This window comes from Chitinophaga sp. sic0106, assembly GCF_019219075.1.
Lineage (GTDB): Bacteria > Bacteroidota > Bacteroidia > Chitinophagales > Chitinophagaceae > Chitinophaga.
Window position 1 is genome coordinate 42243 of record NZ_JAHUWJ010000008.1, and the last position, 17560, is coordinate 59802.

The 17560-nt window shown below is 46.3% G+C and carries 15 protein-coding genes; 12 read left to right on the plus strand and 3 right to left on the minus strand.

The genetic code is table 11. The features are described from left to right. Position 1: 1 nt before the first annotated feature. A complete protein-coding gene (locus KW844_RS13710) occupies positions 2 to 967 on the minus strand; it encodes an ROK family protein (RefSeq protein ID WP_218377353.1) in 966 nt (321 codons plus the stop codon). After that, the gene (locus tag KW844_RS13715) at positions 939 to 2855 is read right to left on the minus strand and encodes an MFS transporter (RefSeq protein ID WP_218377354.1); all 1917 of its coding nucleotides are present in this window, start codon (positions 2853 to 2855) and stop codon (positions 939 to 941) included. Before KW844_RS13715 ends, KW844_RS13710 begins: the two co-directional genes overlap by 29 nt. Before the next feature lie 183 nt (positions 2856 to 3038). Between KW844_RS13715 and KW844_RS13720 the strand changes: the two genes are divergently transcribed. The 5 genes from KW844_RS13720 to KW844_RS13740 all read left to right on the plus strand — a co-directional run bounded on the left by KW844_RS13720 (position 3039) and on the right by KW844_RS13740 (position 7440). Then, positions 3039 to 4379 (plus strand): sugar MFS transporter, encoded by a 1341-nt coding sequence (locus tag KW844_RS13720; RefSeq protein WP_218377355.1) that lies wholly within the window; start codon positions 3039 to 3041, stop codon positions 4377 to 4379. A 120-nt stretch (positions 4380 to 4499) separates the two neighbouring features. Beyond that, positions 4500 to 5642 carry a galactokinase gene (gene galK / locus KW844_RS13725; protein WP_218377356.1) on the plus strand — a complete coding sequence of 381 codons (1143 nt, stop codon included), beginning with the start codon at positions 4500 to 4502 and terminating at the stop codon, positions 5640 to 5642. Between the two features lie 297 nt (positions 5643 to 5939). Beyond that, positions 5940 to 6155, plus strand: a complete 216-nt coding sequence (locus tag KW844_RS29420; RefSeq protein WP_218377357.1) for a helix-turn-helix domain-containing protein — start codon at positions 5940 to 5942, stop codon at positions 6153 to 6155. A 9-nt stretch (positions 6156 to 6164) separates the two neighbouring features. Further along, positions 6165 to 6497 carry a HipA N-terminal domain-containing protein gene (locus tag KW844_RS13735; RefSeq protein WP_218377358.1) on the plus strand — a complete coding sequence of 111 codons (333 nt, stop codon included), beginning with the start codon at positions 6165 to 6167 and terminating at the stop codon, positions 6495 to 6497. Then, positions 6484 to 7440: a HipA domain-containing protein gene (locus tag KW844_RS13740; RefSeq protein WP_218377359.1), complete on the plus strand. Its 957-nt coding sequence runs from the start codon at positions 6484 to 6486 to the stop codon at positions 7438 to 7440. The genes KW844_RS13735 and KW844_RS13740 overlap by 14 nt, the downstream gene beginning before the upstream one ends. A 60-nt stretch (positions 7441 to 7500) precedes the next feature. On the opposite strand, the gene KW844_RS13745 is transcribed toward KW844_RS13740, so the two are convergent. Continuing rightward, on the minus strand, positions 7501 to 8898 hold the full coding sequence (locus tag KW844_RS13745; protein ID WP_218377360.1) for a Gfo/Idh/MocA family protein: 1398 nt from the start codon (positions 8896 to 8898) through the stop codon (positions 7501 to 7503). A gap of 273 nt (positions 8899 to 9171) precedes the next feature. On the opposite strand from KW844_RS13745, the gene KW844_RS13750 reads away from it, so the two are divergent. The 7 genes from KW844_RS13750 to argB all read left to right on the plus strand — a co-directional run bounded on the left by KW844_RS13750 (position 9172) and on the right by argB (position 17560). Then, positions 9172 to 11202: an alpha-L-fucosidase gene (locus tag KW844_RS13750; protein ID WP_218377361.1), complete on the plus strand. Its 2031-nt coding sequence runs from the start codon at positions 9172 to 9174 to the stop codon at positions 11200 to 11202. Positions 11203 to 11633: 431 nt separating this feature from the next. Further along, entirely contained in the window at positions 11634 to 12425 is a 792-nt protein-coding gene (locus KW844_RS13755) for a GNAT family N-acetyltransferase (RefSeq protein WP_255578424.1), read from the plus strand. 53 nt (positions 12426 to 12478) lie between these two features. Then, on the plus strand, positions 12479 to 13672 hold the full coding sequence (gene argG / locus KW844_RS13760; RefSeq protein WP_255578425.1) for an argininosuccinate synthase: 1194 nt from the start codon (positions 12479 to 12481) through the stop codon (positions 13670 to 13672). A 3-nt stretch (positions 13673 to 13675) separates the two neighbouring features. After that, positions 13676 to 14659 carry an N-acetyl-gamma-glutamyl-phosphate reductase gene (gene argC, locus KW844_RS13765; RefSeq protein ID WP_218377362.1) on the plus strand — a complete coding sequence of 328 codons (984 nt, stop codon included), beginning with the start codon at positions 13676 to 13678 and terminating at the stop codon, positions 14657 to 14659. A 32-nt stretch (positions 14660 to 14691) separates the two neighbouring features. After that, complete coding sequence (locus tag KW844_RS13770; RefSeq protein ID WP_218377363.1) at positions 14692 to 15816, plus strand: aspartate aminotransferase family protein; 1125 nt, start codon at positions 14692 to 14694, stop codon at positions 15814 to 15816. Between the two features lie 2 nt (positions 15817 to 15818). Continuing rightward, positions 15819 to 16769 (plus strand): N-acetylornithine carbamoyltransferase, encoded by a 951-nt coding sequence (locus KW844_RS13775; protein WP_218377364.1) that lies wholly within the window; start codon positions 15819 to 15821, stop codon positions 16767 to 16769. A 2-nt stretch (positions 16770 to 16771) separates the two neighbouring features. Then, positions 16772 to 17560, plus strand: a complete 789-nt coding sequence (gene argB, locus KW844_RS13780; RefSeq protein WP_218377365.1) for an acetylglutamate kinase — start codon at positions 16772 to 16774, stop codon at positions 17558 to 17560.

A 17560-nucleotide genomic window follows, 5' to 3' on the forward strand; every position in this document is an offset into this window, starting at 1 on the left:
TTTAATCTTTCATTTCCCAAGCCAGGGCACTGGCGCCCAGGATGGCGGCATCACTTTCCTTTAATTCCGAGAACAGCAATTTAACCTTATTCTGGAATATCGGCAGCATGTTATTTTCCATGTGGATGCGTACAGGTTTCATGAGCATATCGCCGGCTTTGGTGAGTCCACCAAAGAGGATGATGGCTTCAGGGCTGGAGAACATAACGAAGTTGGCCAGTGCTTCTCCGAGGATCTGACCGGTGTATTCGTATACTTCTTTTGCCAGCGCATCATTTTTCATGGCTGCTTCATAAATCATTTTGGAGGTGATTTCGTCCAGTGTGTACTGGCGCAGTGTGCTCTCTACCTCCGGGCGGTTGATGAGGAACTCCTTGGCTGTATTGCAAACGCCGGTGGCGGATGCATAGGATTCCAGGGAGCCGCGCATGCCGGTACCGGGGTGGAGGCGACCGCCGGGCTGCACGATGCAGTGACCGAGTTCACCTGCGAATCCATCGTGACCGTAGATCAGCTGGCCATTGGCAACGATGCCGCTGCCTACGCCGGTGCCGAGCGTGATCATGATGAAATCTTTCATTCCGCGGGCAGCACCATAGGTCATTTCACCTATGGCTGCTGCGTTGGCATCGTTGGTCAGTACTGTGGGCAGGCCGAAGCGCTGTTCCAGCAGGTTTGCCAGTGGTATGATGCCGCGCCAGGAAAGGTTTGGCGCATATTCGATGTTGCCGGTGTAGAAGTTGCCGTTTGGAGCGCCAACGCCTATACCTCTTATATTTTCAGATCCGCCAGCCTGCTCAATGAGTTTGCTGAGGTGACCGTGGAGTTCCGTTAAGAAATCCTCTACATTATCATGGCTTTTGGTTGACATCTTGCCATCACTCAAAATATTACCTCTGCGATCTACGATGCCAAAAACTGTGTTAGTTCCCCCAATATCAATGCCCACCGCTAATTGCTGACTCATAATCAATTCCTTGAGATTTTAGTATGTTTTTAACTTTGAATGCGAAGAATGCCAGGTATGCGAAACATAAGCCCGGGATCAGGTAAGAGTGGTGGATGCCAATTGCAGGAATATCCGCCAGACCGCCTTGTAATGGTGGTACCAGGGAACCGCCGAGGATCATCATTACGAGGAATGCAGAACCCTGACCGGTGTATTTACCCAGGCCGGCAATAGCCAGTGCAAAGATGTTAGGCCACATAACAGAGCAGAACAAACCGCCACTGAGGAATGCGAAAGTAGCCAGTGCACCGGTGGTGAATAAGCCGATTAATACGGAGAGTACACCCAGCAGACCAAAGACCATCAGTGTTTTGGCAGGTTTATCCTGACCCATGAAGAAGCCGACGATCTGGATGGCGATGCAGATAACGTAAGGATACAGTACACTTACATCGTTGCCTTTGATCACGTTAGCTCCGAGAACGATTGCGTAAGCCACAAAAGGAACAATTACACAAAGGATCTTACGGGTATTTTTGGAGACGTTAAATACGCTGATGGCACCAGTCCAGCGGCCAATCATCATTGAACCCCAGAAGAGGGATACATATGGGTCCAGTTCTGACTCCTTCAGTCCATTTGGCGTAAGGAAGCCAGGATGGGTGAGGAGTCCGCCGAGATTACTGGCGATGGTTACTTCCACACCTACATAGATGAAGATAGCCAGCATTCCCAGGATCAGCTGTGGATAGCGCATAGCGCCCCAGCCTTCCGGATTTTTACTGGAGGAAGATTGTGCTACCAGCAGTATACCGATGATACCTACGATACCAACTGTAAAGAATGGCAGTTCCATTTTCAGGGCCAGACCGGCGAGGATCAGAACGAACATCGCGGTGATACCGAGTATGGCGCGGGTTGCTTTAGGAGATGATTCGAAAGATTCGTCAGCCGTTTGGTTATCAGGCATTTTCACAAATGCGAAGATAGCTGCGGCAACGAGGAACAGTCCGATCAGGAGGAAATACAGCGTGTTGATTTTGCTGATATCTGTTTCTGCGGCTGCGCCACCGGACATACCGCCGAAGAGCAGCATGCTCACGATGATTGGTCCGATGGTAGTACCAAAGGAGTTGATACCACCCGCCAGGTTCAGACGGTGCGCTCCTTTTGCAGGATCACCGAGGATGATGGCGAATGGATTGGCGGCCGTTTGCTGTAGGGAGAAACCGAGGGCCACAATAAACAGGGCCATCAGGATCAGGGCAAAGTAGCCGAAGGTAACGGTTTGATTGAAGTCGGTACCTAAAACGGATAACACATTTTGCAGTTTATCTTTTGTAAACGTGCTGCTGTATTCCGTAGCGGATTCCGTGAAGCTGCCACCTACAGCTGCCTGGAGGTTGGTGTTGGACGCGTATTTGGCGCCTGCTTCATTTTTAGATACTAATAATGAGTAAGTATCCGCTTCTTTTTCGCGACGTATTTTCACTTCGCGGTCAGAAGTTTGCAGTTGCTGGCCAACCTGGAAACTGCTGATGTCAGCTTGGGTTTCCACGATGGGAACGATTTTCTCTTTGTTGACACAAGGGATCATGATGGCAGATCCAAGCACAGAAATTAATAAACCGTAAATAATACCCTTTTTATATCCGATCTTATTGAGGATATCTACCTTTCTTGCTGCCGATGCCAGATAGAGGATCAGTGATCCAATAAAGTAAGCACTGTAGAAAGCAAAATCAATCAGCTGAGATTCAAGCTGGGTAAGGTTAAAATGAGTTTTGCAGAACGGGATAAATATACTGTTGGATGCCGCCAGGAAGCCCCAAAAAAAGAACACTAAAATTAGCACAAAGAAAGAAGGATGGGTACTTTGCGCGTTTTGTTTTTGTTGCTGAGACATAAACGTGTTAAGTTACAGTGAATTTTTGCCCGATAAATGTATAAATTATTTTTTATCATTTTCTAAAAAACCGGATAAACACCTGTATTTTTTATAGGCGGTAAAACGTTTTAGCTAAGATATTTATGAAATATAGAAACTGTTTCTTATGTTCGCAAATACTTAAAACAATCTACTCAGCTTATGTCGAACCAAACAGTAACAATGGAAGCGCCCACTGCCAAGAAGGCCGGGTATGGACAGGCAATGGCTATTATCTCCATGCTGTTCTTTGTATTTGGCTTCGTGACCTGGTTAAACGGGGCACTGATCCAGTTTTTTGAAATTGTATGCGAACTGAATGTCTCCCAATCCCTGCTGGTGACATTTGCCTTTTACCTTGCCTACCTGTTTCTTTCTGTACCATCTTCTTATATATTGGAGAAAACGGGCTTTAAAAATGGTATGTCTATTGGACTTGGCATTATTGCCCTTGGTTCTCTGGTATTTATTCCTGCGGCTAATGCCCGTAGTTATCCGATGTTCCTGACTGGCCTGTTTATTCAGGGTGGCGGGTTGTCACTGCTGCAAACAGCGGTGAATCCTTACGCCAGCATTATCGGACCAAAGGAGAGTGCTGCTAAGCGTATCAGTATCATGGGAATATGTAACAAGGTGGCTGGTGCGCTGGCTCCGATTATCCTGGGTGTAATCCTGCTCAGTGGTGCCGAAGAGCTGAAAGGCAAAATTGCGGCTGCTACTGATCCGGTGGTGAAAGCGGGTTTACTGGATAATCTGGCTTCCCGTGTTATCGGGCCTTATACTGTCATTGCAATCGTATTGCTGATCCTGGCCGTTTTGCTGAAGAAAAGCAGTTTGCCTGAAATTGACACCAATGAGGAAGATGCGGCTACTGCTGCGGCTACCATTGGTAAAACCAGCATTTTCCAGTTTCCTCACCTGCTGCTTGGCGTGCTTTGCATCTTCGTTTATGTGGGTGTGGAAGTAATGGCGGGAGATGTGATTGGCTCCTATGGTAAGTCAATGGGTATGAGCCTGGATCAGACGAAATACTTCACCTCCTTCACGCTGGTGGCTATGCTGGCGGGATATATTATAGGTATTATTACTATTCCTAAATACCTGAGTGCGCAAAAATCACTGTTGATTTGCGCGGCGCTGGGTATTGTATTTACAGTACTGGCTTATACCAAAACCGGTTTCTCAGCAGTAACCTGCATTGCCTTGCTGGGGCTGGCTAACTCTCTGATGTGGCCTGCGATTTTCCCCATGGCAATTGATGGTTTGGGTAAATTCACCAAAACCGGTTCAGCACTGCTGGTAATGGGTATCGTGGGTGGTGCCGTACTGCCACAGGTTTATAGTGGTATGTTTAATAAAGAGTCTATGTTCAGCTTCCTGTACAGCCCGAACATCGATTTCAGACATGCTTTCCTGTATTGCATGCTCCCTTGCTACCTGTATATTCTGTTTTATGCAGTAGCGGGTCATAAAATTGGTAAAAAGCAATTAGTATTGGCATAAGCCATATTAAATAACAAGAGATTAAGGAACAAAGCGATTTTTCCACGGAAAAATTTCTTTGTTCCTTATTTTTTTCGCGTATTTTTAGGCGTAAATTTTACGTTTAATTACAGGTACTGAATGATACAAAAAACAAAAGAGCAGTTCATCAAACTATTCGGAAAAGAACCATTGATCGTTGTATCCCCAGGGCGAATAAATCTTATAGGTGAACATACCGATTATAACGACGGGTTTGTTTTACCCGCTGCCATCGATAAAAAAATTGTATATGCGGTAGCGCCAAACGGCACTAATCAATGTAATGTACATGCTGATTTTACCGGAGAAACGGCGTCTTTTTCCCTGGATGCTGTGGTACCCACACCCGGATGGATCAACTACATCATGGGGGTAGTGGCCATGCTTCAACAGCGCGGACTGGAAGTAGCAGGCTTTGATTGTGTGCTGGCAGGAGATATTCCGGTGGGTGCGGGGTTGTCGTCTTCCGCAGCGGTGGAAGGTGGTCTGGTAGCGGCGCTCGACAAACTCTTTGGTTTCGGACTTTCCCGCATGGATATGGCGCTGATAGGCCAGAAGGCAGAACACACCTTCCCTGGCGTGATGTGCGGTATTATGGACCAGTTTGCAAACCTCCATGGTAAAAAGGACCAGGTGATGCGACTCGATTGCCGGAATCTTAATTACGAATATTTTCCATTTGAATTTCCAGGATATAAAGTGGTGCTGTGTAATTCTATGGTGCATCACTCACTGGCGTCGTCGGAATATAATGTGCGCCGTCAGCAATGTGAAGCGGGCGTGAAAGCAATTCAGCAACATCACCCGGAAGTGAAATCGCTCCGCGATGCGAACCTGCAGATGCTGGAAGAAGTGAAGGATGTAATACCTGGAAAAGTTTACGATCGCTGTGTGTACGTGATTGAAGAAATTTCCCGCGTACAGGAAGCCACCGGTTTACTGCAACAAGGAAAGCTGAACGAATTCGGCAAGCTGATGTATGAAACGCATGAAGGCCTGAGCAAACTTTATGAGGTAAGCTGTCCGGAACTGGACTTCCTCGTATCCTTAGCGAGCGAGCGGGAAGAAGTAGCCGGCGCACGCGTGATGGGTGGCGGCTTTGGCGGCTGTACCATCAACCTGGTGGTAGCTGATAAAGTGGAGGAATACACGGAGTTTGTGCGTTCACGTTATAACAAGGAGTACAATAAAGATCCTGAAATCTATGTTACCACCATTGAAAACGGAGTAACAGTTTTATAAGTTCAATAATGCAAGCTGACATAAACCGCCTTTACAGGCGGTTTTTTTTTATTTTGTGGAGATGAGATTGTTTTAAACTCAGATGCGGAAAGAGATTGATAGTTTGAAAGCGAAATAATGCAAAAAATTTAGGTATATGGCGGTCAACAGGCATGTTGACCGCCATTTTATATGTAAATACGTATATTATTTCTGTTTTTTAATGAAATATACGTTTTTGCATATAATTTATTAAAAAAGAGGCAATTTATATCTATTTACATATATTTTTAGTATATTGAAAGAAAGGTGGAAAGAATGGAAACATTAGCGGAATTCGTAAAGCGGAGGCGTAAAAAAGCAAATTTGACGCAGGTCAGATTTGCTCAACTGAGCGGTGTAGCATTAACCGTAATACGAAAAATTGAACAAGGTAAAACTGATCTGCAATTGGATAAAGTGAATCTTGTACTAAGTATGTTTGGCCATAGACTCGCGCCTGTACCTACCAAAGACTTAGCAGAAGAAGTATAAATATTAACCATGCGAAAAGCTGAAATATATTATAAATCCAGTCTTGCCGGGCATCTGACTGAAACGGATGATGGCGAATATATCTTTCAATATACAGCTGAATATGTTGCACAGCATCCAGATGAGTTCCTTTCATTTACCATGCCTGTCAGCCCACAGCCATATATTGATCAACGATTGTTTCCTTTTTTTGAAGGTCTTATTCCAGAAGGTTGGTTACTGAATATTGCTACAAAAAACTGGAAGCTTCACCGGAATGATAAAATGGGATTATTGTTAGTATGTTGTAGAGACTGTATCGGAGCCGTAAGCGTAATTGCAATAGATCATGAAAACGAATAAATGTTTGCACTGCTATAAGCCCCTGTTGGCGGATGAGCAGGATTTTCATAAGCAATGCTGCAAAAAAATTTTTGGCGTGGAATCTCCGCCAGAACTGCCCTATTCCTCTGAAGATTTATTTCTGCTTGCAGAACAGGTAGTACAAAGGGGAGAAACAATACCGGGTGTACAACCGAAGCTATCATTAGAATTGCAGAGAAGACAAGGAGCATCTGAAAAAGAGAACAGGCTGACAATTATGGGTGTTTTAGGAGGGTATTACATCCTTAAACCACCAAATGCTGCTTACAGTCAATTGCCGGAAAATGAGCATCTTTCTATGTTAATGGCAAAGGAGATTTTTAATATCCGCATTGCTGATTGCACATTAGTTAGATTACTTTCGGGGGAGCTTGCCTATCTGACAAAAAGAATGGATCGTGCTGCAAATGGAGAGAAGTATCACATGCTGGATATGTTTCAAATCCTGGATGCATACGATAAATATGTGGGATCAATGGAAAGGGTCGGCAAAGCGATCAAAGCTCATTCAGTAAACGCTCTTCTTAATCTAAGTGAGTATTTTCACCTTACATTATTTTGCTTTTTAATTGGGAATAATGATATGCACCTGAAAAACTTTTCTTTGCTTTCCAAAGAAATTGGTGTGTGGGAACTGTCGCCGGCATATGATCTGCTGAATGCCACCATTGCAAATCCTGAGGATAGTGAAGAGCTGGCGCTCACACTTAATGCAAAAAAGAAGAAGCTAAAACGAAAGGATCTGACTCATTTTGGACTTCAGCTTGGACTAACAGAACGACAAGTCGAAAACGCATTCAATCTGATAAGCCAGAATATTTCACCAGCGCTTGCTTTCATAGATAATTCATTTTTATCTGATGCTAATAAATCAGCATATAAAATATTATTAGAGCAGCGTTTTCAAATCCTTTCCACCTAATACAAACGGCCGGCGGATCACTCCGCCGGCCGTTTCCCGTTAGTACTTTATAATATTCTATTAATACTGATCGTCTAAAGCAAAGATTGGTTTTCTGTTCATCCAGCGACCGCGGGTGAAGTCTGGAATGTACTGTACTCCACCGCCTTCGAGGATTGACTGCTCAGAGAGTGGTGTAATAGCATACCACGTAGCCATATCATACACATCCAGCGCAAATGGTGCACCACGTTTGATGCTTTCTACGAAGGAGTTCATCACAAACCAGTCCATACCGCCGTGGCCAGCGCCAGCAGCGTCTTTTGCATAACGTTTCCACAGCGGATGATCGTATTTACCGTAGTAGGTAGCAGGATCATCTGGTTTGCCGGTGTTTTCGTACACGTCATGTTTAGGACTCTGTTTTTCGATGTAGATCTGTTTCTGATCATCCATCCACAGGCCGTTGGTACCTTGAACACGGAAGTTCAGGGAGTAAGGACGAGGGCTGTTGGTATCGTGGGACAGCATAATCGTTTCACCATTGTTAGTGGTGATCAGGGTAGATACGATATCACCCAGTTTGAAATTCACTTTCGCATTTGGATGGCTTTCGCTGCTGTTGTCCACAATATATTTATGCAGACCACGGGATTTGGTAGCTACTGAAGTCAGTGACAGCAAACGGTTACCGCGATTGATGTTGATCGCATTGCAGATAGGACCCAGACCATGAGAAGGATACAGGTCAGCATTGCGGTGTACAGAGTGGTTTGTTCTCCATTTAGCTTCCGACAATGCGTTGTCACCAAATTCTACACCACCACCATAATATTGTTTACCGTTGTTGAATTTAACTGCGCGCAAGTCATGCTGATAGCCACCCTGCAGGTGAGTCAGCTCACCAAACAGGCCTTCACGCACCATTTGCAGTACAGCCATCACATCTCTGCGGTAGCACACATTCTCCATACCAAACACCGGAATACCAGTTTCTTCACTGGTGTTTACCAGCTCCCAGCACTCCTGGATGTCAGAGGCACCACATACTTCTACCGCAGGAATCTTTCCGGCTTTCATAGCTGCAATAGCCATGATGGAATGCCATTCCCATGGCGTAGCAATGATCACCGCATCGATGTCATCACGTTTCAGCATGTTACGGAAATCTTCCGGACCGTTGGTGTATTCAGCCACTTTACGTTTTGCACCGTAAGCTTTGGTGATCATATCCCTTGCTTTTGGCACCGTGTAAGCAGTATCCGGATCTGCAAAGGCAATCAAATCCACGTCTTCTCTGCGAAGAGCAAGATCCAGATGGCTCAGTCCACGGGCTCCTACGCCAATCAGACCAATTCTAACTTTAGGTTTTTTTTCATTTGCAAAAAGCTTAGCAGAAGAACCCAGCATAGACAGGCCAATACCTGCTGCTGCGGTGTTTTTGAGAAAACTTCTGCGATGCAGTGGTTGTTTCATCATTGTTCAGTTGTTTAAATAGCGTATAATAATACGTTCAGAAGAGGCTAAATTTATAAAATAAGATGAAGCAAAGTAATGTAGCCCAACTATTTTCTTACATTTTTGTGATAAACGGTCTGCAAACCCGCACTGGTTTTGCAATCGATGGATGGGGAAAAAGATAATTACCGCTCCTCATAATGCTAATTTAAGATCATAAATAGCTAAATTACCTGTAGCCGCTGCCGGGATATCTGCCTTATCTTCGCCAGCGACCTAATTAAACAGTGATCCATGAAAATTACACCAATACTTGCAGGACTGCTAGCCTGCAACATGGCAATGGCTCAGGAAATTAAGCCTTACGGCGCCTTACCATCCAAATCACAGCTGGAGTGGAACGACATGGAATACTACATGTTCATCCATTTCGGCCCCAATACCTTTACCAATAAGGAATGGGGACATGGCGACGAAGATCCGAAAGTATTCAATCCCACTCATGTAGATGCCCGCCAGTGGGCCCGCACGGCCAAACTTGCCGGCATGAAAGGTATCGTGCTTACCGCCAAACACCACGATGGCTTCTGCCTGTGGCCCAGCAAATACAGTACACACACGGTCCGAGAAAGTATGTATAAAGGAGATATCCTGAAAGAACTCTCTGCCGCATGTAAGGAATATGGTCTGAAATTCGGCGTGTATTTGTCGCCGTGGGACCGTAACCACCCCGACTATGGCACTCCCCAATACAACCAGACTTTTGTAAACACCCTCACCGAAGTGCTCAGCAACTACGGCCCTGTGTTTGAACAATGGTTTGATGGCGCCAACGACGGTACCAAACCGCAGAAATACGACTTCGAACTTTTTAATAATACCGTACACAAACTGCAGCCTAACGCCGTTATCTTCAGCGATGTTGGCCCAGGTTGCCGCTGGGTAGGAAACGAAAACGGTATTGCCGGTACTACCAACTGGAGCACCCTTAATATTAAAGGCTACCTGCCTGGTAAGGGCGCGCCTTCCCAGCAGTCGCTCAACGAAGGGGTAGAAGATGGCGAAGCCTGGGTGCCGGCCGAATGTGATGTCAGCATCCGCCCGGGATGGTTTTACAGCCCTGATACAGATGATAAGGTGAAATCCCTGCAGGACCTCCTGAAAATCTACTACGGCTCTATTGGCCGTAACGGTAACCTGATCCTGAATGTGCCCGTGAGCCGCGATGGCGTAATTCATAAAAACGACTCCACCCGACTGATGGAGCTGCGCCGTGTGCTGGATGCTACTTTCAAAAACAACCTGGCACGCAAGGCGGTGGCCACGGCCAGCGTTACGCGCAGCAACAACAGCGCAGTGAAAGTTAGTCACCTCAACGATGGAAAGGCGGATACCTATTGGGCTACGCCGGATAATGTGACCAGTGCTTCCTTTACGCTGACCTTCAAACAACCGGTTACGTTCAACAGGATAGGCCTGGAAGAATACCTGAAACTGGGGCAGCGCGTAAAGTCTTTCTCCGTAGAGATCCTGGAGAATGGCCAATTCCGTGAAGTGGCAAAGGCCACTACCATCGGCCATAAAAGAATACTGGAATTACCTAAGCTTACAACCACACAGGTGCGGGTGAATATCCTGGATGCCAAAGCATGTCCGGTGATCCGTGAAGTAGGGTTATACCTTGCGCCGGTATTGGTTACCCAGCCGGTATTAAAGCGTAATAATAAGGGAGATGTGGTGGTTACCAACGCCACGGTGGACCAGCACATTTATTATACTACCGACGGCAGCACACCGGGAATCAAATCCCCTCTCTACAAAATGGGTGAGGTGATTGCGTTACCGCTGGGAGGTACTGTAAAAGCAGTGTCTATCCACAGTGACAATGGCAAAAGCGAAAGCAGTGCCATTACCACGGCCAGTTACGACGTGGCGCCCTCCAAATGGACGGTGCAGCCGTCCGCTGCGGCTAAAGCGATCGACGGCAATGCCGGCACTGCCTGGGTAAGCGAAGCGGGCTATCCGCAGGAGCTGGTAGTGGACCTGTCAGAAACGCTGACACTCAAAGGCTTCACTTACACTCCTGTGACAAATGAGCATACTGGTGGGGTAATCTACGGCTATGAATTTTATACCAGCGGTGATGGCACCACCTGGACAAAAGCAGCCGCGGGCATGTTTGCTAATATTAAGAACAACCCTGTGCAGCAAACGATCACCTTTGGGGCAGTAAAAGCGCACTACATTAAGCTGGTGGCTACCAGACCGGCAGCCGAAGGCGATAAAAAGGTCAGCATAGCTGAGCTGGGAATTATCACGAGATAGTAAACAAATATTATATCTGTAATGCCTCTGTTGCCTGAGAAGTTGGCAGCAGGGGCATTTTCTGTTAAGGCCTTGAAAAAATTTAGCGCAGCAGAAAAAAAATTGGACCAATTAAAATTATAATGTTATAACTTTGCGGATAATCTAAACTAAAGACAATATTTATAACAATTTAACGCTGAACTGAAGTTGGAAAAAACCGCAACTCATACCAACATCTCCGCATATCATCCCGCTTTAAATAAAGGGGTATATTCTGTTGGGTTCAATGTCTTTAGATACCTTTCCCGACGACCTAGAATTTGATAGCGCTCCGTCATACCTGACTCGCTGTCGCACCATGATTCCCGATCATAAGGTGTTTCTCTTTTTTTCCAGCAATGGGAAAATCATTTACGTAGTTTATTGATTCACGATTTCAATTTTAAAAGTTGGAAAATCAGCATATAATCGTTAGGGTAGCCACTCCTGACGATATACACTATTCAAATACCATCACCGACGAGATGGAATCATCTGCAAAAGCCCGTGGAACCGGAATAGCGAAGCGTTCCCCGGCTTATGTAGAGCTGAAGATGCAGGAAGGAAAGGCTGTGATAGCAGTTACGGATAAGGGCGAATGGGTTGGGTTTTGCTATATAGAAGCCTGGGGCCATGATAAATTCGTCGCCAACTCCGGACTGATCGTGAATCCGGCTTTTCGTGGACATGGCGTAGCTAAATCGATTAAGAAAAAAATATTCGAACTCTCCCGTCAGAAATATCCTGATTCAAAAATATTTGGTTTAACCACCGGCCTTGCAGTAATGAAGATTAATTCAGAGCTGGGCTATGAGCCTGTTACCTATTCTGAGTTAACAGATGATGAAGAATTCTGGAAAGGTTGCCGCAGCTGCGTGAATTTCGATATTCTTACAGCCAAAAACCGTAAGAACTGCTTATGTACTGCCATGCTGTACGATCCTACCGAAAAGCTGAAGGAAGCAGAAGAAAAAGCGATGGCTGCAAAAGCTGAAGCCGCCGCTGCTGAAGCGGAAATGGAGAAAATGAAGATGTCGGTAGCCGCCAATGGCCGCATACACCACGAAAGACGCCGCCGCCGCTTTAAAGGCAACATCAAGCTGTATGAGCGCTGGCTGCGATTCAAAAGATTTGTGCTGCTCAACAGCAAAAAAGAAGGCGGTGCCGCGGGATCTAAAAAGAAATTCCTGTTCTTCTTCTGAGAGGTGCCTTACAAAAAGCAAACTATTGTATATCTGAATAAAACGTTGTTATAATGAAAAAAGTAGTACTGGGATTTAGCGGAGGACTTGATACTTCCTATTGTGTTAAATATCTGACCGAGGAAAAAGGTTATGAAGTGCATTCTGTAATCGTAAACACAGGTGGTTTTTCTGAAGAAGAATTACAGGAAATCGAACAGCGCGCCATTAACCTGGGGGTGAAGAGCCATAAGACCGTGAATGCTATCCGCAGTTACTACGACGGCGTTATCAAATACCTCATCTTCGGCAACGTACTGAAGAATAACACCTACCCGCTGAGCGTTTCCGCTGAGCGTATGAGCCAGGCACTCGCTATTGCTGAATATGTGAAGGAAGTAGGCGCAGATGCAGTAGCACACGGTTCTACCGGTGCCGGTAACGACCAGGTTCGTTTTGACATGGTATTCCACATTATGATCCCAGGTGTGGAAATCATCACTCCGATCCGTGATATGAAGCTGAGCCGCGAAGAAGAGATTTCCTACCTGAAATCCAAAGGTGTGGAAGTGAACTTCGAAAAAGCCATGTATTCTATCAACAAAGGTATCTGGGGGACCTCTGTAGGTGGTAAAGAAACATTGACCTCCAACGGTATGCTTCCTGAGGCAGCATGGCCTACACAGCTCACCAAAAATGGCGAAGAGCAGGTGAAACTGGTATTCGAAAAAGGCGAACTTTACGGTGTTAACGATAAGAAATTTACACATCCATCCGAAGCGATTCAGTACCTGCAAACTATTGCCGGCGCTTACGCTATCGGCCGCGATATTCACGTGGGTGATACCATCATTGGTATTAAAGGTCGCGTAGGCTTTGAAGCCGCCGCACCAATGGTGATCCTCAAAGCACATCACGCCCTGGAAAAACATGTACTCACCAAATGGCAGCTGAGCTGGAAAGACCAACTGGCGCAGTTCTACGGTAACTGGATGCACGAAGGTCAGATCATGGACCCGGTAATGCGCGACATCGAAGCATTCCTGCAACACTCCCAGGAAAACGTAACCGGCGAGGTATTTGTAACCCTGATGCCTTACCGCTTCCAGGTGACCGGTATTCAAAGCCCTTACGACCTGATGAGCAGCAAGTTTGGTAAATACGGTGAAATGAACAGTGGCTGGTCTGGCGATGACGTAAGAGGCTTCAGCAAAATTTTCGGTAACCAGACCATGATCTGGCATCAGGTAAATAATGACAACAAATAAGTAATGAGTAATTCACATAAAATAAAAGCAGGAATCGTTGGTGGCGCCGGTTACACCGGTGGCGAAATGATCCGGCTTTTGTTGAACCACCCGGATGTGGAAATTGCGTATGTGCATAGCCGTAGTAATGCGGGCAACCCACTGTACGCGGTTCACGCCGACCTCCTGGGGGAAACAGACCTGACCTTTGCCGCTGAACTGAGCAATGATATCGATGTGATGTTCCTTTGCCTGGGCCACGGTGAATCCAAAAAATTTGTGGAAGCAAATGATATTGCTGACCACGTGAAAATAGTAGACCTGAGCCAGGACTTTCGTTTAGGCGAAAGCGGTAAAGGCAGGGAGTTTGTATACGGCCTTTCTGAAATGAACCGGGAAGCCATCAAATCCGCCAAGAACATCGCCAATCCCGGCTGCTTTGCTACCGCTATTCAATTAGGACTCCTGCCGCTTGCAAAAGCAGGATTACTGAAAGAAGTACATACCACAGGTATTACCGGGTCCACCGGTGCGGGACAGAGCTTACAGGCTACATCGCACTTTACCTGGAGAGCCAATAACATCTCCACTTACAAAGTATTAACACACCAACACCTTAAAGAAATCCGACGAAGCTTACAACAACTGCAGCCTGGATATACAGCAGATGTAAACTTTGTTCCGGTAAGAGGTGATTTCCCGAGAGGTATCTGGGTGACTTCCTATCTGCAGAGCGATCTGTCACTGGAAGGCGCCGTGCAGTTGTACCAGGAATTTTACGCTGGTCATCCATTCACGCACGTGAGCACAAAGCAGATAGACCTCAAGCAGGTGGTGAATACCAATAAAGTGCTGATACAACTGGAAAAGGTGGGAGAGAAGCTGGTGATCCATTCGATCGAGGACAACCTGGTGAAAGGTGCTTCCGGTCAGGCTGTACAGAATATGAACCTGATGTGCGGACTGGATGAAACGGCAGGACTCAAATTGAAGTCCATCGTTTTCTAAACCTTTTTTTCATTGTCAATCTGAAATTACAAATGAAACTTTTCGACGTTTATCCGGTAAATAATATCGTAATCGACAAAGCCCTGTATTCCAATGTTTGGGATGACCAGGGTACAGAATACCTGGACCTGTATGGCGGCCATGCCGTGATCTCTATCGGTCACACGCATCCTCACTATGTGAAACGCCTTACTGACCAGCTGCATAAAATCGGTTTTTACTCCAACTCCATCAAAATGCCGCTGCAGGAACAGCTGGCAGCTTTGCTGGGCAAGGTTTCCGGGAAAGAAGACTACCAGCTGTTTCTCTGCAACTCCGGTGCAGAAGCAAACGAAAATGCACTGAAACTCGCTTCCTTCCATAATGGAAAAAAGAAAGTGATCGCTTTCAGAAAAGCTTTCCACGGTCGTACTTCACTCGCTGTTGCCGCTACTGACAATCCTAAAATTGTAGCGCCGGTAAATGAAACCGATAATGTAGTTTTCCTCCCATGGCAGGATGAGGCTGCGCTGGAACAGGCTTTCAAGGATTACGAAGTTTCTTCCGTGATCATCGAAGGTATCCAGGGTGTAGGTGGTATCAGGGTTGCGGCTGAGTCCTTCCTGCAAAAAATCCGTTCCCTCTGCGATGCCAACAACGCCGTGTTTATTGCCGACTCCGTACAATGCGGTTACGGCAGAAGCGGTAAATTCTACTCTCATGACTATGCCGGTGTAAATGCCGACATCTATACAATGGCAAAAGGGATGGGTAATGGTTTCCCTATCGGAGGCATTATTATCTCCCCAAAATTTGCCCCAAGCTATGGTATGCTGGGAACTACCTTTGGTGGTAACCACCTGGCCTGTGCTGCAGCGCTGGCGGTATTGGAAGTGATCGAGTCAGAAAACCTGATACAGAACGCTGCCACTGTTGGTGAATACCTGATGACCGAACTGAAAAAGTTTGAGCAGGTACTGGAAGTAAGAGGTCGCGGTTTGATGATTGGTATTGAACTGCCGGAAGAGCTGGCCCATGTAAGGAAAAACCTGCTGGGAACCCACAAGATCTTCACCGGTGAAGCAAAACCAAATGTAATCCGCCTGTTACCTTCACTGGCACTCACCCAGGCACATGCAGATCAATTTTTAGAAGCATTCAGAAAAGAAGTGAAATAATAATGAAACAGTTTATTTCAACAGCCGATGTTCCCAGTGTCCCGCGTTTGGTAGACATAGCACTGGAGTACAAAAACAATCCCTTCAAGGATAGAGCATTAGGAAAAGACAAGACATTGGGAATGATATTCCTGAACCCTAGTTTACGTACCCGCCTGAGTACACAGGTGGCGGCCAAAAACCTGGGCATGGAACCGATCGTTTTCAATATTGACAAGGAAGGGTGGCAGCTGGAAATGAATGACGGCGTTATCATGAACGGGAATACTTCCGAACACGTAAAGGAAGCAGCGGCGGTAATGGGACAATATTTCGATATTCTCGCCATCCGTACTTTCCCTGGTCTGAAAAACAAAGAAGAAGATTATACAGAGAAATACATCAACCAGTTCATCAAGTACGCAGGTGTGCCTGTTGTAAGCCTGGAAAGTGCTACCCTGCACCCTTTACAGAGCTTAACCGACGTAATCACCATTAAGGAAAGATGGAATGAACCACGCAAACCGAAAGTGGTAATGACCTGGGCGCCTCATGTAAAAGCGCTGCCACAGGCGGTACCAAACTCTTTTGCACAGTGGATCAACGCCTGGGGGGAAGCCGATTTCGTGATCACTCATCCGGAAGGTTATGAGCTGGATGAGAAATTCACCAACGGTGCACGCATCGAATACAACCAGGAAGAAGCGTTGAAAGATGCTGACTTCGTGTATGTGAAAAACTGGTCGTCTTACAAGGATTACGGTAAAATCACCTGCACTGACAGCAGCTGGATGGTGGATAACGAAAAGCTGAAAAATACCAATAACGCCAAGGTAATGCACTGCCTGCCTGTTCGCAGAAATGTGGTGATTGCCGACGAGGTGCTGGATGGTCCTAACTCCATCGTCATTCCGGAAGCGGGCAACCGTGTATGGGCGGCACAGGCAGTATTGAGTGAAATCTTGAAAGGATAATTATGATCGATCTGTTTATTATCAAAGTAGGCGGTAACGTCATTGATAACCCGGCATTGCTGCAATCTTTCCTCGGAAAGTTTGCAGCAATTTCCGCTAAGAAGATCCTGATACATGGTGGCGGTAAAGTGGCCACCCGTATAGGTGACAAGCTGGGAATCGAATCTAAATATGTAGATGGTCGCCGTATCACCGATGCCGACACTCTTGACGTGGTGACGATGGTATACGGAGGGCTCGTCAATAAACAACTGGTAGCACAGTTACAGTCCAAAGGCTGCAATGCCATTGGCTTAACCGGCGCGGATGGTAATATCATCCCGGCTACCAAACGCCCTGTTAAAACCATTGATTATGGTTTTGTGGGAGATGTAAAACCTGAGCAGGTACAAACAGCGCCTGTGGTAGCATTGCTGGAGGCGGGCATTACACCGGTATTTGCGCCACTTACGCACGACGGTAACGGGCAGATACTGAACACCAACGCCGATACTATTGCCTCTTCCCTGGCAATTGCCCTATCCGCTAAATACAATGTGCGGCTGATCTATTGCTTTGAGAAAAAGGGGGTGCTGAGCGACCCTAACGACGACAATGCCGTGATCAACCTTATCAATAAAGACATTTATCAGCAGCTGATGGATCAGAAAGTATTGTCCGACGGTATTTTACCTAAGCTGGACAACGCTTTCGGCGCTATTAACAATGGCGTGAAAGAAGTGCTGATAGGCCATGCCGAAGATGTGCTGAGTAATACTACAGACACGGTGGCGGGCACCTTAATATGCTAA

Excerpts from the sequence above, each read along its gene's own strand:
- KW844_RS13710 (WP_218377353.1), bottom strand. The coding sequence starts at position 967 with ATGAGTCAGCAATTAGCGGTGGGCATTGATATTGGGGGAACTAACACA.
- KW844_RS13715 (WP_218377354.1), bottom strand. The coding sequence starts at position 2,855 with ATGTCTCAGCAACAAAAACAAAACGCGCAAAGTACCCATCCTTCTTTC.
- KW844_RS13720 (WP_218377355.1), top strand. The coding sequence starts at position 3,039 with ATGTCGAACCAAACAGTAACAATGGAAGCGCCCACTGCCAAGAAGGCC.
- galK (WP_218377356.1), top strand. The coding sequence starts at position 4,500 with ATGATACAAAAAACAAAAGAGCAGTTCATCAAACTATTCGGAAAAGAA.
- KW844_RS29420 (WP_218377357.1), top strand. The coding sequence starts at position 5,940 with ATGGAAACATTAGCGGAATTCGTAAAGCGGAGGCGTAAAAAAGCAAAT.
- KW844_RS13735 (WP_218377358.1), top strand. The coding sequence starts at position 6,165 with ATGCGAAAAGCTGAAATATATTATAAATCCAGTCTTGCCGGGCATCTG.
- KW844_RS13740 (WP_218377359.1), top strand. The coding sequence starts at position 6,484 with ATGAAAACGAATAAATGTTTGCACTGCTATAAGCCCCTGTTGGCGGAT.
- KW844_RS13745 (WP_218377360.1), bottom strand. The coding sequence starts at position 8,898 with ATGATGAAACAACCACTGCATCGCAGAAGTTTTCTCAAAAACACCGCA.
- KW844_RS13750 (WP_218377361.1), top strand. The coding sequence starts at position 9,172 with ATGAAAATTACACCAATACTTGCAGGACTGCTAGCCTGCAACATGGCA.
- argG (WP_255578425.1), top strand. The coding sequence starts at position 12,479 with ATGAAAAAAGTAGTACTGGGATTTAGCGGAGGACTTGATACTTCCTAT.
- argC (WP_218377362.1), top strand. The coding sequence starts at position 13,676 with ATGAGTAATTCACATAAAATAAAAGCAGGAATCGTTGGTGGCGCCGGT.
- KW844_RS13770 (WP_218377363.1), top strand. The coding sequence starts at position 14,692 with ATGAAACTTTTCGACGTTTATCCGGTAAATAATATCGTAATCGACAAA.
- KW844_RS13775 (WP_218377364.1), top strand. The coding sequence starts at position 15,819 with ATGAAACAGTTTATTTCAACAGCCGATGTTCCCAGTGTCCCGCGTTTG.
- argB (WP_218377365.1), top strand. The coding sequence starts at position 16,772 with ATGATCGATCTGTTTATTATCAAAGTAGGCGGTAACGTCATTGATAAC.